Genomic DNA, 13,295 nt, shown 5'->3' with positions numbered 1-13,295 from the left:
ACGACGACGCCGGCGCCCCCAACGGTCGAGGGCGCCGGCGTCACCGGGTGCGCGTCGTCAGGGAGCGGGCGGCTGCTCGCCCTGCGGCGGGACGTCCTGCTGCTCCGGGCGCGGCACGGGCGTGCCGTACGACGGCTGCTGCGGCGCGGCAGGTCCGGCGCCGGGGCGCTGACCGCGCTCGGCCGCCGGGTCGAACGGGACGCCCGACAGCGTGCCCGCGCTCGTGGCGTCGGCCGTGGCGGCCGCCGACTCGCGTCGCGCTTCTGCCAGCGCCTCGCCCGGGTCGGTCAGCGACACGGGCGGCAGGTCGTCCTGCGACAGCGGTGAGCTGCCCGCCGGACGCGAGGGGTAGTCCTCGTCGCTGCTCGGGCCGCCGCCCTGGAAGCCCTTGGACAGCCATCCCAGGGCCCCGCTGAGCTCGGCCGGCAGGAACCACATCTTGTTGGACGGGCTCGACGCGATCTTCGGCAGCGTCTGCAGGTACTGGTACGCCAGCAGCTTGGGGTCCGCGTCGCCACGGTGCACGGCGTCGAACACCTGGAGGATCGCGCGCGCCTCACCCTCGGCCCGCAGGATCGCCGACTGGGCCTCACCCTCGGCCCGCAGGATCGCCGACTGCTTCTCGCCCTCGGCCGTGAGGATCGCCGACTGCTTGACGCCCTCGGCCGTGAGGATCGCGGCGCGGCGGTCCCGCTCGGCGCGCATCTGCTGCTCCATCGAGCCCTGCACCGAGGCGGGCGGGTCGATCGCCTTGAGCTCGACACGGTTGACGCGGATGCCCCACTTGCCGGTCGCCTCGTCGAGGACGCCGCGCAGCTGGCCGTTGATCTGGTCACGGCTGGTCAGCGTCTGCTCGAGGTCCATCGACCCGATGACGTTGCGCAGCGTGGTCACCGTGAGCTGCTCGATACCGGTGATGTAGTTCGCGATCTCGTAGACCGCGTCCTTGGGGGACGTCACCTGGAAGTAGATGACCGTGTCGATGCTCACCACGAGGTTGTCCGACGTGATGACGGGCTGCGGCGGGAACGAGACGACCTGCTCGCGCAGGTCGACGCTCGCGCGCACGCGGTCGACGAACGGGATGAGCAGGTGCAGGCCTGCGTCCAGGGTCTTGTTGTACCGCCCGAGGCGCTCGACGATGATCGCGACCGCCTGGGGCACGATCCGCACCGCGCGCACCAGCGCGACGACGACGAAGACGAGGACGAGCAGCAGGACGACGATGAGCGCGATCTGACCGGCGCCGGGGCCGTCGTTCATGGGACCTCCGCAGGTGATGTCGCCCGTACCGGGACGACCACGGTGACCCGGGGACCCGGGCCGATGACGGGAACGGGTGTCAGGCGGGGGCCACGCCGGGCGCGGCAGTGTCGCCGGCTGCGGTCGCCGCCGCAGGGGTGACGACGGCCGTGGCGCCGTCGATCTTGGTGACGGTCACGGCCGTGCCGGGCGGCAGCGACCCACCGTCGGCCGTCCGCGCGCTCCAGACCTCACCGACCAGCTTGACGCGGCCCGCGGTGCCGTCGACGGTCGCGACGACCACGGCCGGCCGGCCGACGAGCGCGGCGGCGTTGGTCTCCGGCAGGTCGACGCGGCTCTTGAGGTGACGCAGCAGGTACGGGCGCAGCGTGAGGAGGAGCACCGTCGACGTCACGGCGGCCACCAGGATCTGCACGGCGACCGGTGCCCCCAGCGCGTACGCCAGGCCACCGGCGAGCGCACCGCCCGCGAACATCACGAGCACGAGGTCCAGCGAGATCATCTCGAGGATCCCGAGCGTCAGCGCTCCCCCGACCCACCAGAGCCATCCCATGCCCGCCACCTCCGCTGGTCGCCGTCGTCCTGGGACCGATCCTAGGCGATCGCTTTGCGACGACGTGGTCCAGGGGTCACGGAAGGGTGACGATCACCCGGCCGGGCGGTCCGTGGCGTGTGCGGCCCACCGGCCGTCGACGTGGTCGAGCCGCAGCGGGATGTCGAACGTGCCCGACAGGTTCTCGGCCGTCAGCACCTCGGCGATCGGGCCGGCCGCGAAGACGCGCCCCGCGCGCAGCAGCAGCAGGTGGGTGAAGCCCGGCGGGATCTCCTCGACGTGGTGCGTCACCAGCACCAGCGCGGGCGAGCGGCGGTCGCGGGCGAGCTCGGCGAGGGCGCTGACCAGCTCCTCGCGGCCGCCCAGGTCGAGACCGGCGGCCGGCTCGTCGAGCAGGAGCAGCTCCGGGTCGCTCATGAGGGACCGGGCGATCTGCACGCGCTTGCGCTCACCCTCGGACAGGGTCCCGAACCAGCGCTCGGCCAGGTGCGCGACCCCGAAGGCGGCCAGCAGGTCCGTGGCGCGCGACTCGTCGACGGCCTCGTAGGACTCGCGCCAGCGCGCAGTCATGCCGTAGGCGGCGGTGAGGACGACGTCGCGCACCGTCTCCCCCGACGGGATCCGGTCGGCCAGGGCGGCGCTGGCCAGCCCGATGCGCGGACGCAGCTCGAAGACGTCGGTGGCACCCATCCGCGCGCCCAGCAGCGTCGCCGTGCCGGACGTCGGGTGCATGCGGCCGGAGGCCACCTGCAGCAGCGTGGTCTTGCCCGCGCCGTTGCGTCCCAGGACGACCCAGCGCTCGTCGTCGCGCACGCGCCACGACAGCTCCTCCAGGATCGTCGTCGTCCCTCGGCGGATCGTCACGTCCTGCAGGTCGAGCACGTCGGTCATGGGCACTGACCCTAACGGCCCCCGGCCCACGCGGTGGCCCCGGCGGACCCCGGGGCGGCGGATCTCACAGCTCGATCGTCAGCATCGTCGAGGAGTGGGCCACGTCGTAGCCGAGCGCGGCGTACAGGCCGTAGGCCCCCGACGGGTTCTCCGTGTCGACGTCCAGCTCGGCGTACTGCATGCCGTCGGCGGCGTACGCCCGCATCACCGTGCCGAGCAGCGCCACCGCCAGACGACGTCCGCGCCACTCCCGCCGGACGCCCAGGAGCTCGGTGTACCCGGAGGTGAACCCCGTGACCGGCCAGTCCTGCTCGTAGCGCCCGGAGACGGCGTAGCCGACGACACGGTCCGCGTCGTCGAGCGCGACGAACGACCACTCGGGCGCGAACATCGCCCGCCCCTGGCTCCACTGCTCCGGCGTCCGGGGCTCGGACCCCCAGTGGTCGGCGAACACGTCGTTGTGGGCGACCCGTACCGCGTCGTCGAGACGGGGGTCCCAGGGCACCACGCGGACGCCCTCGACGCGGGGGACGTCCGGCAGCGGGACGTCGAGCGGACGGCGCATCCCGGTGTAGTAGCGGACGGGCCGGAAGCCGGCGGCCTCGTACAGCACCGCGACGGCCGGGGTCGCGCCGTCGACGAACGTCGCGATCCGCGCCGGCAGCTCCTTGCCGGACGCGGCGAGCAGCTGCCGCGCGCGCGCCTGCGACCACGCCACCAGCGCCGTGCCGATGCCGCGCCCGCGCCACGCCGGGTCCACCGTGCCCTCGACGAACGCTCGCACCACGCGCTGGTCACCCGGTGCGGAGTCCGCGTGCGCCCACGCCCGCGGCGTCCCGTCGGCGTCGAGACCGAGGAGCGTGTCGCGCCCCAGGTCGCGCCAGGGTGGGGCGAGCTCCTCGGTCGTCTCGGGCACCGAGGCCCGGTACGGCAGCCCGTCCGCCTCCTGCGAGCGCACGCGCAGCGCGGTGATCGCGGCCGCGTCGCCGACCGTCGCCGGACGCCAGGTCAGGCCGAGGCCAGGTGCCGGGAGCGGGACCTGCGCGGGCGCCGCCACGCGGGTCGCCAGGGGCGCGATCGTGTCGGTCATGCACCTACCCTCGCGGGCCGCCTGCGACGGGTCCAGCGAAATGTGCGCGGCACGTCATGTGCGCGGCACGTCCTCCGGTCCCGGGCCGTCCGGCCGCCGGCACGCTCAGGCGTCGATGCGCGACTGGTCCAGGGCGTGCGCGTTGGCCACGATGAAGTCCTTGCGGGGGGCGACGTCGGAGCCCATGAGCAGCTCGAAGACCTTCTCCACCTGGGCCGCCGCCTGCTCGGCCTCGCCGATGCGCACCCGCCGCAGCGTGCGGTACCGCGGGTCCATGGTCGTCTCCGCCAGCTGGTCGGCGTCCATCTCGCCGAGACCCTTGTAGCGCTGGATGTCGTCCTTGTACCGGCGCCCTGAGCGGTCCAGCTTCTTGAGGGTCGCCGCCAGCTCCGCCTCCGAGTACGTGTAGACGTACTCGTTCTTGCGCGAGCCCGACCCGATGACCTCGATGCGGTGCAGCGGCGGGACGGCCGCGTAGACCCGCCCGTCCTCGACCAGCGGGCGCATGTACCGGAAGAAGAGCGTCAGCAGCAGCGTGCGGATGTGCGCACCGTCGACGTCGGCGTCGGTCATCAGCACGATCTTGCCGTAGCGCGCCGCCTCGAGGTCGAAGGTCCGGCCCGACCCGGCGCCGATGACCTGGATGATCGAGGCGCACTCGGCGTTCTTCAGCATGTCGCTGATCGACGCCTTCTGGACGTTGAGGATCTTGCCGCGGATCGGCAGCAGCGCCTGGAAGTCCGAGCTGCGGGCGAGCTTCGCGGTCCCGAGCGCGCTGTCCCCCTCGACGATGAACAGCTCGCTGCGCGAGACGTCGTCGATCCGGCAGTCGGCGAGCTTGGCCGGCAGCGAGGAGGACTCCAGCGCGTTCTTGCGCCGCGAGATCTCCTTCTGCTTGCGCGCCGAGATCCGCGCCCGCATCTCGCCGACGACCTTGTCGAGCAGCAGCGCCGAGTGCGCCTTGTGCTCCCGCTTGGACGAGGCGAACAGCGCCGCGAGCTCCTTCTCCACGACGCGCGCGACGATGCCGCGCACGGGGCCGGTGCCGAGCACCTCCTTGGTCTGGCCCTCGAACTGCGGCTCCGCCAGCCGGACCGTGACGACGGCCGTCAGACCGGCGAGCACGTCCTCCTTCTCGATGCGCTCGGACGACGAGTCCTTCGCCGAGATCTTCAGCCGGCGGGCGTTGGCGGCCACCTGGGCGCGCAGCGTCTTGAGCAGCCCGGCCTCGAAGCCGGCGAGGTGCGTACCGCCCTTGGGCGTCGCGATGATGTTGACGAAGCTGCGCACCTCGGTCGCGTACCCGGTCCCCCACCGCACGGCGACGTCGACCTCGCAGGTGCGCGAGACCTCCTGCGGCGTCATGTGGCCCCGGTCGTCGAGCACGGGGACCGTCTCCGTGAACGTGCCCTGGCCCGTCAGGTGCCAGGTGTCCGTGACGGGTGCGTCGGGCGCCAGGTGGTCGGCGAAGTCGACGACCCCCCCGGTGTGCAGGAACGTCTCCTCGTGGGGCCCGTGCTCGCCGGGCGTGCCGGCCAGCCCGCGCTCGTCACGCACCGTGATGGCGAGCCCGGGCACCAGGAAGCTCGTCTGCCGGGCCCGCGTCACCAGCTCGTCGTAGGAGAAGACGGCGGACTTGGGGAAGATCTGGCGGTCGGCCCAGTACCGGACCCGCGTCCCGGACACCCCCTTGGCGACCTTGCCCACGACCGCGAGCTCCGAGCCCTGCACGAACGGCTCGAACGGCGAGTCCGGGCCCACGCCGCCGCGGTCGTCGAAGACGCCCGGCTCGCCGCGGTGGAACGTCATGCGGTGTGTGCGCCCGCCGCGGTCGACCTCGACGTCGAGACGCGCCGAGAGCGCGTTGACCACGGAGGCACCGACACCGTGCAGACCACCCGAGGCCGCGTAGGACCCGCCGCCGAACTTGCCGCCCGCGTGCAGCTTGGTGAGCACCACCTCGACGCCCGTCAGGCCGGTCTTGGGCTCGACGTCCACCGGGATGCCGCGGCCGTTGTCGCGCACCTCCACCGAGCTGTCGGCGTGCAGCACGACCTCGATCCGGTCGCCGTGGCCCCCGAGGGCCTCGTCGACGGAGTTGTCGATGATCTCCCAGAGGCAGTGCATCAGGCCGCGGCTGTCGGTGGTGCCGATGTACATGCCGGGGCGCTTGCGCACGGCCTCGAGACCCTCGAGCACCGAGAGGTGGCGGGCGGTGTAGCCGGCCTGGGCGGAGGTCGTCGTCACGGCGCCGATCGTAGTCGCGCCCGGCCCGCGCCCCCGTGCCGCCGTGCCGGGACCGCCTGGATGTCACGATCTTGTACGCAGACAGCGAACCGGAGGGCCGTGAGGGGATGGATCGGCGGCCCGGATGGTTGTATGGAGATGTGACAGGGACGACGACGGAACCCACGACCCCGCTGACGGCAGCCGACCGCTGCGACCGCTGCAACGCGCAGGCGTACGTCCGCGTGGTGCTCCCGGTCGGTGAGCTGCTGTTCTGCGCCCACCACGCGCGTGAGCACGCGCCGAAGTTCGCCTCGGTCGCGACGCACGTCCAGGACGAGACCGACCGCCTGCTCGCCGAGCACGGCGCCGGCGCCGGTGCGGCCGGCTGACCGCTCAGCACCGTACGAGCCACGAGGGCCCCGGACCGCACGGTCCGGGGCCCTCGTCGTCCGTCCGCGACGGTCCACGTCACCCGGCCTGGACGTGGTCCCGCAGCCGACCCAGCACCACCGGCCAGCCGTCACGGTAGGACGCACGTCCCGCCTGCGCCTGCGACGGTTCCAGCGCCTCCCACCCGCGGTGCTCGACCTCGACCCGGCACAGCCCCGGTCCCAGCGCGAGGACACGCAGCTCGACCTCGGTCGAGGTCGCCGTCACCAGCCACGACGTCACGAGGCGACGCGGTGGGTCCCAGACGAGCACCTCGCCCCACGGGTGCTGCGTCCCGTCGTCCCAGCGCTCGACGAGCAGCCCACCTGCGCGGCCGTCGAGGTGGACGTCCCGGACCCGTGGGCCTCCGAGCGAGAAGCCGGTCACCGGCCACCACGCCCCGATCTCGTTCACGAGCACGTCGAACGTCGCGGCCTGGTCGGCGCGGACGGTCACGGCCTGCCGGACCGGCTCGGGTGCCTCCCTCACAGGCCCAGTCGCGCCGCGCGTGTCCTCACCCCGTAGGTCGCTCATGGTGCTCCTCCTCGTCGGACGTCCCGGCCCCCTGCTCGACGACCCGTCGCGCCGCGTCCAGCGAGGCCGCCCATGTCTCCTCGAGGAACCTGCGCAGCGGCACGAGCCCGTCCGGGCGCGTGCGGTACAGGTTCCGGGTCCCGTCCCTGCGGTGCGTCACGAGCCCGGCGTCCTCGAGCACGCGCAGGTGTTGGCTGACCGCGCTGCGCGTGACGTCGAACTGCTCGGCCAACCTGCCGACGGGCAGCTCCCCGGCCGCCAGGACCCGCACGATCGCCCGACGGCGCGGCTCGGCCAGGGCGCGCAACGCCTCGTCGGTCCGCCCCTGCTCGACCCCGGTCACATGGCAATGGTCAGCGACGACTAACGGTTGGTCAAGGCTGACGGATGACGGGATCAGAACGACGAGAGCCCGGCCCTCGCGGGCCGGGCTCTCGTCGTCGGTGCCTGAGGCGTCTCAGTCGAGGTAGTCGCGCAGCACCTGCGAGCGCGACGGGTGGCGCAGCTTCGACATCGTCTTGGACTCGATCTGGCGGATGCGCTCACGCGTGACGCCGTAGACCTTGCCGATCTCGTCGAGCGTCTTGGGCTGACCGTCGGTGAGGCCGAACCGCATCGAGACCACGCCGGCCTCGCGCTCCGAGAGCGTGTCGAGGACCTGGTGCAGCTGCTCCTGCAGGAGCGTGAAGCTCACGGCGTCCGCGGGGACGACAGCCTCGGAGTCCTCGATGAGGTCACCGAACTCGCTGTCGCCGTCCTCACCGAGGGGCGTGTGCAGCGAGATGGGCTCGCGGCCGTACTTCTGGACCTCGACGACCTTCTCGGGCGTCATGTCGAGCTCCTTGGCCAGCTCCTCCGGCGTGGGCTCGCGGCCCAGGTCCTGGAGCATCTGGCGCTGCACACGCGCGAGCTTGTTGATGACCTCGACCATGTGCACCGGGATGCGGATGGTGCGGGCCTGGTCGGCCATGGCGCGCGTGATCGCCTGGCGGATCCACCACGTGGCGTACGTCGAGAACTTGTAGCCCTTGGTGTAGTCAAACTTCTCGACGGCGCGGATGAGCCCGAGGTTGCCCTCCTGGATCAGGTCCAGGAAGAGCATCCCGCGGCCGGTGTACCGCTTGGCCAGGGAGACCACGAGGCGCAGGTTGGCCTCGAGCAGGTGGTTCTTGGCGCGGCGGCCGTCCTGCGCGATCCACTCGAGCTCGCGGCGCAGCTTCGGCTCCAGCGAGTCACGCGTCTCGGCGAGCTTCTCCTCGGCGAACAGGCCGGCCTCGATGCGCTTGGCGAGCTCGACCTCCTGCTCGGCGTTCAGCAGCGCGACCTTGCCGATCTGCTTGAGGTAGTCCTTGACCGGGTCGGCGGTGGCACCGGCGGTCACGACCTGCTGGGCAGGGGCGTCGTCGTCGTCGGCGTCGGAGTAGACGAAGCCCGTGTCCTCGGGCTCGTCGGCCTTCTTCGCGACAGCCGGGGTCGCCTCGGTCTCCTCGGCGTCGTCCGCGACGACCTCCTCGACCTCGGTGTCGACGTCGACCGTGTCGACGACCTCGACGTCCTCGAGCTCGACGTCCTCCACGTCCTCGACGTCGACGTCCACGTCGTCGCCGACCTTCGACGCCTTGGCGGGCGCCGCCTTCGCGGCGGTCGCCTTCGCGGCGGGGGCCTTGGCTGCGGGCTTGGCAGCCGCCTTGGCGCGCGCCGGCTTCACGGCGTCACCGACGGACGCCTTGGCGGCGGGGCGGGACTTGGCGCTCGTCGCGGCGACCGCGCGCCCGGCGGTGCCGAGGTCGCTGACGTCGATACCGGCCGTGCCGAGTCCGCGCACCACGGCGCGCAGCCGCTTGGGTCCCTCGACGCCGGCCGCCTCGCAGGCGGCGCGCACAGCCGCACTGTCGACGCTGCCGTGGGTCCGCCCACGCAGGACCAGCTCCTGCAGCGCAGGGTGCTGGAACTCGCGCGGAAGTGCGGGGTGGGGGGTCTGGGACGTCACGAACGACCTTTCGTCAGCGCGGCAACCGGAACCGAGGGGAGTCCGAAGGACCGGGAGACAGACGGATATTGTACCGACCCACGGGGGCACGCCGCGCGTGCTGTCGAGCGCGCGCCGACGGCGGCCGAGGTGAACTCCGGGGTCGACCTGCTGCAACGTCCGACGCGCACCAGGCATTCCCGCCGGCGTGCCGGGCGCGTCGTTCGACCGCACGGCACCGCATCCCGTGGCGCCGGGAACATGACGTGGGAGCACCGGGCCGGGAGCACCGGCCGGCAGCCTCAGGCGGTGGGCTTGACCGTGAGCACCGGGCAGGGCGCGTCGAACAGGACGCGCTGCGCGTTGGACCCCAGGATCAGCTTGCCGACGGGGCTGCGGCGGCGCAGGCCCAGGACGACGAGCTCCGCACCGACCTCCTCCGCCGTGCTGATGAGGTCGTCCGCCACGTCCCCACCGTCCAGCAGGCGGACGTCGTGCGCGACCCCGATCGCGTCGAGCTCCTCGCGCACCTGCGCGAGGGCCTGCTCGGTCTCGGCACGACGCTCCGGGGTCTCGTCGGGGCGCGCGCTGAGGACGACCACCACCGGCAACGAGCGCCGCTGCGCCTCCGTGACGGCGGCGTCCAGCGCCGCGTGACCCTCCGGGGTCGCCAGGTAGCCGACCACGATCCCCATCGTCGCTCCTCCTCCTGGCCGGTCCGGCCTCGGGCGCGACGCTACCCGAGCGCAGGACCACCGACGACCTCGGCGCGCGCACGGTGTGCCCCCGGCCTCGACTCATGCGCCGGCACGCGCCCACCCGGGTGCGAGTCCGGCGTCGAGCGCGGTGCGCAGGAGGTGCGCGAGGCGGTACGCGGGATCGTCCTGCAGCGCCCGGCCGAGCAGCACCGCGGCCAGCGCGCCGTCGCCCTCCCACCACGCGAGCGTGGCCAGCAGCGTGGTCGCGGGCGCCTGCGCGCCACGCCGACCGTGCGCCACGACGTCCTGCAGAGCCCGGCGCACCGCGGCCACCTCGTCGCCGGGTGGCAGGCCCTCCGCCGGGTCCACGAGCCGCCCCACGGCGGTCCGCAGCTCGGCGTCCTCGTCCGCGCCGCCGCGCGCGAGGGCACGCTCGGGCAGGCTGCCGGAGCCGGGCAGCGCCGCGACGAGCACGGCATCGCGCACCCGGCGGTCGTGCAGTCCCGCCTCCACGCGCCCGAGCAGGGCCGCGCGGGAGGCCCGACGCGGCTGGGGCGCGTCGTCCGTGACGAGCGCACGCCAGGCCGCCAGCGTCTCGAGCCGCCACCGGGCCAGAGCACCGGGCCCGTCCGCCGTCGCGCGCGTCCGGGCCTCGGTGCGTCGGCGGCGCACCCGGCCGACGGCGCGCCGGACGTCGCCCGGCGCCGTCGCGACGTGGCCCAGCGCCTGCCGGTCGTGCGCCACGACGGACCCGGCGAGCACCATCTCCGCACCGGCGCGGGTGGACTCCAGGTCGCTGAGCGGGCGCCCACCCGGTGGGCAGCACCCGTCGTCGCACGACAGGCAGCGGTAGGTCGTCCGGTCCACCACGACGACCTCGACGCCCCCGAACGGCACGTCGAACGCCTCGGCCACGTGCGCCACCGCCGCGTCGACCCCGTCGCCCGCACCGCCGGCACCGCCGGCACCGCCCGCGGTGTAGAGGACGAGCACGGCCCGACGCGCACCGTCCCGGTCGAGATGGGTCGCCAGCGCCCGTGCGACCTGCGGACCGTGGAGCACGTCCGCGAGGTCGGGCAGGTCGACACGCGCCACCAGCCCGACGCGGCCGCGTGCTCCACGCAGGCTGACGGCGACGGCGCTGTCCCGGGGCTGGAAGCCGAGGAGATGCGGGACGAGGGCGAGCAGCTCGCGGGGTTCGTGGATCCGGAGGACGAGGGGTTCCATGGGTTCACCGAAGCGGGCGGGGCCGACGACGGGCGCCCGGGACGGCGGATCTGTGGGCACGGCGCGTCGGCGGCTTCCTGTGGTCGGCTCGGGCTCGCTGCGAGCCGACCTGCGCTCCCCCGTGCCCGGCTCACGCTCCCGGTCCGCGCGGCTACCCTGGCGCCGTGCCCCGCCCGACGACACCCGCCCTGGTCGCAGCCCTCGCGCTCGGCACGGTGCTGAGCGCCGGCTGCACGACGACACCGGGGCCGACCCCCACGTCGTCACCGAGTGCCGCGAGCGCCACGCCCACGCCCGGCGAGCCGCTGCTCACGGACGACATCACCGAGGACTCGGCGGTCGGCACGCTCGCTCCGGGGTTCCCCACGGACCTGGTCCCGGTGCCCCCTGACGCGGAGATCCTCGTCTCGTCGGCCGAGCCCGTCACCGACGGGGTGCTGCGCATCAGCCTCAACGTGCGGACGGGGCAGGACACCGCCGCCCTGCTCGACGCCGTGCGCGCGCCCCTGGTGGGGGCCGGGTTCGCCGAGGCCCCACCGGCCGTGCCCGAACCGGGCCTGGCCGCCCAGACGACGTTCGCCCGCTCGGACGGCGCGGAGCTGGTCGTCGTGGGCATCCTCGACCGTGACGGGCTCCGCACGATGACGCTGGGGGGGACGGTCGGCGCACCCGCCCCCTAGGGTGGGTCCGTGCCCACCGCGAACGCTGCTCTGGTCGACCGCGAGAACCTCCGTGCCGGCATCGACGCGGCCCTCGCGCGGCACGTGGCGGCGCTGCGTGGCACGGCCCTGGCGATCAGCCCGGACGCCTCCCCGCTGGCGGACGCGGTGGAGCGGATGCTCGCCGGCGGCAAGCGGCTGCGCGCGGCGTTCTGCTACTGGTCCTGGCGCGCCCACGGCGGCGTGCCCGGGGACGACCGCGAGGTGGCGGTCCTGCGGGCCGGCGCCGCGCTCGAGCTCTTCCAGGCGGCCGCCCTGTTCCACGACGACGTGATGGACGACTCCTCCACCCGCCGCGGCCTGCCCACCGCGCACCGCGTGTTCGCGGACGAGCACGTCGCCGCGGGTCGGCGCGGTGGGTCCCGGCGCTTCGGGGACGGCGTGGCGATCCTGCTGGGCGACCTCGCCCTCATCGCCAGCGACGAGGAGATGTCGCGCGCACTGGCCGGCCTGCCGGAGCCCGTCGCGCGTGGCGCACGATCGGTGTACGAGCTCATGCGGACCGAGGTGACGATCGGCCAGTACCTCGACCTGGTCGCGCAGACCATGCCCTGGGACGACCCGGCGGAGGACGAGCGCCGGGCGCGCGAGGTGGTGCGGACCAAGGCGGCGCGGTACAGCGTGGAGCACCCGATCGTCCTCGGGGCGGCGCTCGCCGGCGCCGACGAGGACGCCCTGGCAGGCTGCCGCGCGGTGGGACTGCCCCTCGGCGAGGCGTTCCAGCTGCGGGACGACCTGCTGGGCGTGCTGGGCGACCCCTCCACGACGGGCAAGCCCACGGGCGACGACCTGCGCGAGGGCAAGCGCACCGTACTCGTGGCACGTGCGCTGGCACGGGCCACGGAGACGGGCGACACCGACGCCGTCGCCACCCTCACCGGTCGCGTCGGCGACGCGGACCTCGACGCGGACGGCGTCGCCGAGCTCACGGCTCTGCTGGTGCGCACCGGTGCGGTCGCCGAGGTCGAGGAGCTCATCGAGGAGCTGCGCGAGCAGGCGTTCGCCCAGATCGAGGCGCAGGGCTGGCCCGAGCCGGCACGCAGCGCGCTCGTCGCGCTCGCGCGGGCGGCGGTCGACCGCACGGCCTGAGCGGAACGTCTCCCGGGCGCTCACCCGGCAGGGGCGTCCGTCAGAGCATCGCCTGGGCGACCCGCCGCACCTCGGTCTTGCGACCGGCCCGCAGGGCCTCGATCGGGGGGACACCCAGCGACTCCTCGACGCCGAAGAGCCACGCGAGCGTCTCCTCGTCCGAGAACCCGTCGTCCCCGAGCACGGTCAGCGTCCCCTGCAGGGCCGCCAGCACGGTCCACGGGCGGTCCTCCGACGGCACGTCGGGCGCGGCCGGGTTGGCGAGGTGACCGGGGACGAGGAAGTCCGCCGGCACGCTCAGCACCGGCGGGGTGCCGCGCCGCACCCCGACGAGCTTGCGCTCCTGCAGGAGGCGACGCACCTTGCCGGGGTCGACCCCGAGCATCTGCGCGACGTCGGGGACGGTCAGCCACGTGCCGACCAGCTGGTCCAGATCCGAGGGCGAAGTCACCCTGTCAGCCTACGGCTCCGACGTCGGAGGGCCGTCATCGGCTCTCTGGGCTTCCCGTCCTGGACATTCTCGTCTAGCGTCGAACGACGTCACACCTGTCACACCAGCACCACGAGTCACTCGGTGCCCGTGCTGACGGGGGACGCCGATCAC

At 73.8% G+C, this 13,295-nt stretch carries 14 protein-coding genes; 3 read left to right on the top strand and 11 right to left on the bottom strand.

Going from position 1 to position 13,295, the window contains the following annotated elements; genetic code table 11:
• Window positions 1-57: 57 nt before the first annotated feature.
• The 5 genes from J1G43_RS09205 to J1G43_RS09185 all read right to left on the bottom strand — a co-directional run bounded on the left by J1G43_RS09205 (window position 58) and on the right by J1G43_RS09185 (window position 6,044).
• Window positions 58-1,263 (bottom strand): SPFH domain-containing protein, encoded by a 1,206-nt coding sequence (locus J1G43_RS09205; protein ID WP_207341176.1) that lies wholly within the window; start codon window positions 1,261-1,263, stop codon window positions 58-60.
• 79 nt (window positions 1,264-1,342) lie between these two features.
• Entirely contained in the window at window positions 1,343-1,816 is a 474-nt protein-coding gene (locus J1G43_RS09200; protein WP_207370504.1) for an NfeD family protein, read from the bottom strand.
• Between the two features lie 93 nt (window positions 1,817-1,909).
• On the bottom strand, window positions 1,910-2,707 hold the full coding sequence (locus J1G43_RS09195; protein ID WP_207341174.1) for an ABC transporter ATP-binding protein: 798 nt from the start codon (window positions 2,705-2,707) through the stop codon (window positions 1,910-1,912).
• A 64-nt stretch (window positions 2,708-2,771) separates the two neighbouring features.
• A complete protein-coding gene (locus tag J1G43_RS09190; protein WP_207370505.1) occupies window positions 2,772-3,797 on the bottom strand; it encodes a GNAT family N-acetyltransferase in 1,026 nt (341 codons plus the stop codon).
• 105 nt (window positions 3,798-3,902) lie between these two features.
• On the bottom strand, window positions 3,903-6,044 hold the full coding sequence (locus J1G43_RS09185; RefSeq protein WP_207370506.1) for a type IIA DNA topoisomerase subunit B: 2,142 nt from the start codon (window positions 6,042-6,044) through the stop codon (window positions 3,903-3,905).
• Window positions 6,045-6,151: 107 nt separating this feature from the next.
• Between J1G43_RS09185 and J1G43_RS09180 the strand changes: the two genes are divergently transcribed.
• Entirely contained in the window at window positions 6,152-6,415 is a 264-nt protein-coding gene (locus J1G43_RS09180; RefSeq protein WP_089799424.1) for a hypothetical protein, read from the top strand.
• A 79-nt stretch (window positions 6,416-6,494) separates the two neighbouring features.
• Here J1G43_RS09180 and J1G43_RS09175 read toward each other — a convergent pair whose 3' ends face one another.
• From J1G43_RS09175 to J1G43_RS09155, 5 genes are all read right to left on the bottom strand, one after another.
• The gene (locus J1G43_RS09175) at window positions 6,495-6,944 is read right to left on the bottom strand and encodes an SRPBCC domain-containing protein (RefSeq protein WP_249670544.1); all 450 of its coding nucleotides are present in this window, start codon (window positions 6,942-6,944) and stop codon (window positions 6,495-6,497) included.
• A gap of 25 nt (window positions 6,945-6,969) precedes the next feature.
• On the bottom strand, window positions 6,970-7,332 hold the full coding sequence (locus tag J1G43_RS09170; RefSeq protein WP_307859536.1) for a metalloregulator ArsR/SmtB family transcription factor: 363 nt from the start codon (window positions 7,330-7,332) through the stop codon (window positions 6,970-6,972).
• A gap of 114 nt (window positions 7,333-7,446) precedes the next feature.
• The gene (locus tag J1G43_RS09165) at window positions 7,447-8,979 is read right to left on the bottom strand and encodes an RNA polymerase sigma factor (protein WP_207370507.1); all 1,533 of its coding nucleotides are present in this window, start codon (window positions 8,977-8,979) and stop codon (window positions 7,447-7,449) included.
• Window positions 8,980-9,260: 281 nt separating this feature from the next.
• The gene (locus J1G43_RS09160) at window positions 9,261-9,653 is read right to left on the bottom strand and encodes a universal stress protein (protein WP_207341168.1); all 393 of its coding nucleotides are present in this window, start codon (window positions 9,651-9,653) and stop codon (window positions 9,261-9,263) included.
• A 102-nt stretch (window positions 9,654-9,755) separates the two neighbouring features.
• Window positions 9,756-10,883 carry a DUF4192 domain-containing protein gene (locus J1G43_RS09155; protein WP_207378354.1) on the bottom strand — a complete coding sequence of 376 codons (1,128 nt, stop codon included), beginning with the start codon at window positions 10,881-10,883 and terminating at the stop codon, window positions 9,756-9,758.
• 164 nt (window positions 10,884-11,047) lie between these two features.
• On the opposite strand from J1G43_RS09155, the gene J1G43_RS09150 reads away from it, so the two are divergent.
• Both J1G43_RS09150 and J1G43_RS09145 read left to right on the top strand, forming a co-directional pair.
• On the top strand, window positions 11,048-11,563 hold the full coding sequence (locus J1G43_RS09150) for a hypothetical protein (protein ID WP_207341166.1): 516 nt from the start codon (window positions 11,048-11,050) through the stop codon (window positions 11,561-11,563).
• Window positions 11,564-11,572: 9 nt separating this feature from the next.
• Entirely contained in the window at window positions 11,573-12,691 is a 1,119-nt protein-coding gene (locus J1G43_RS09145) for a polyprenyl synthetase family protein (RefSeq protein ID WP_207341165.1), read from the top strand.
• 40 nt (window positions 12,692-12,731) lie between these two features.
• Here the strand turns inward: J1G43_RS09145 and J1G43_RS09140 are convergent, their stop codons facing one another.
• Complete coding sequence (locus tag J1G43_RS09140) at window positions 12,732-13,142, bottom strand: Rv2175c family DNA-binding protein (protein ID WP_207341164.1); 411 nt, start codon at window positions 13,140-13,142, stop codon at window positions 12,732-12,734.
• Window positions 13,143-13,295 lie beyond the last annotated feature (153 nt).

It is taken from the genome of Cellulomonas sp. zg-ZUI22 (genome assembly GCF_017353535.1).
Taxonomy (GTDB): Bacteria; Actinomycetota; Actinomycetes; order Actinomycetales; family Cellulomonadaceae; genus Cellulomonas; species Cellulomonas wangleii.
Note: the sequence above shows the minus strand (reverse complement) of the source record. Positions and strands in the feature narration are given on the sequence as shown.

What these genes read in the sequence shown, in the direction of transcription:
- J1G43_RS09190 (WP_207370505.1), bottom strand. Translation starts at nt 3,797, where the DNA reads ATGACCGACACGATCGCGCCCCTGGCGACCCGCGTGGCGGCGCCCGCG.
- J1G43_RS09160 (WP_207341168.1), bottom strand. Translation starts at nt 9,653, where the DNA reads ATGGGGATCGTGGTCGGCTACCTGGCGACCCCGGAGGGTCACGCGGCG.
- J1G43_RS09155 (WP_207378354.1), bottom strand. Translation starts at nt 10,883, where the DNA reads ATGGAACCCCTCGTCCTCCGGATCCACGAACCCCGCGAGCTGCTCGCC.
- J1G43_RS09205 (WP_207341176.1), bottom strand. Translation starts at nt 1,263, where the DNA reads ATGAACGACGGCCCCGGCGCCGGTCAGATCGCGCTCATCGTCGTCCTG.
- J1G43_RS09180 (WP_089799424.1), top strand. Translation starts at nt 6,152, where the DNA reads ATGGATCGGCGGCCCGGATGGTTGTATGGAGATGTGACAGGGACGACG.
- J1G43_RS09200 (WP_207370504.1), bottom strand. Translation starts at nt 1,816, where the DNA reads ATGGGATGGCTCTGGTGGGTCGGGGGAGCGCTGACGCTCGGGATCCTC.
- J1G43_RS09195 (WP_207341174.1), bottom strand. Translation starts at nt 2,707, where the DNA reads ATGACCGACGTGCTCGACCTGCAGGACGTGACGATCCGCCGAGGGACG.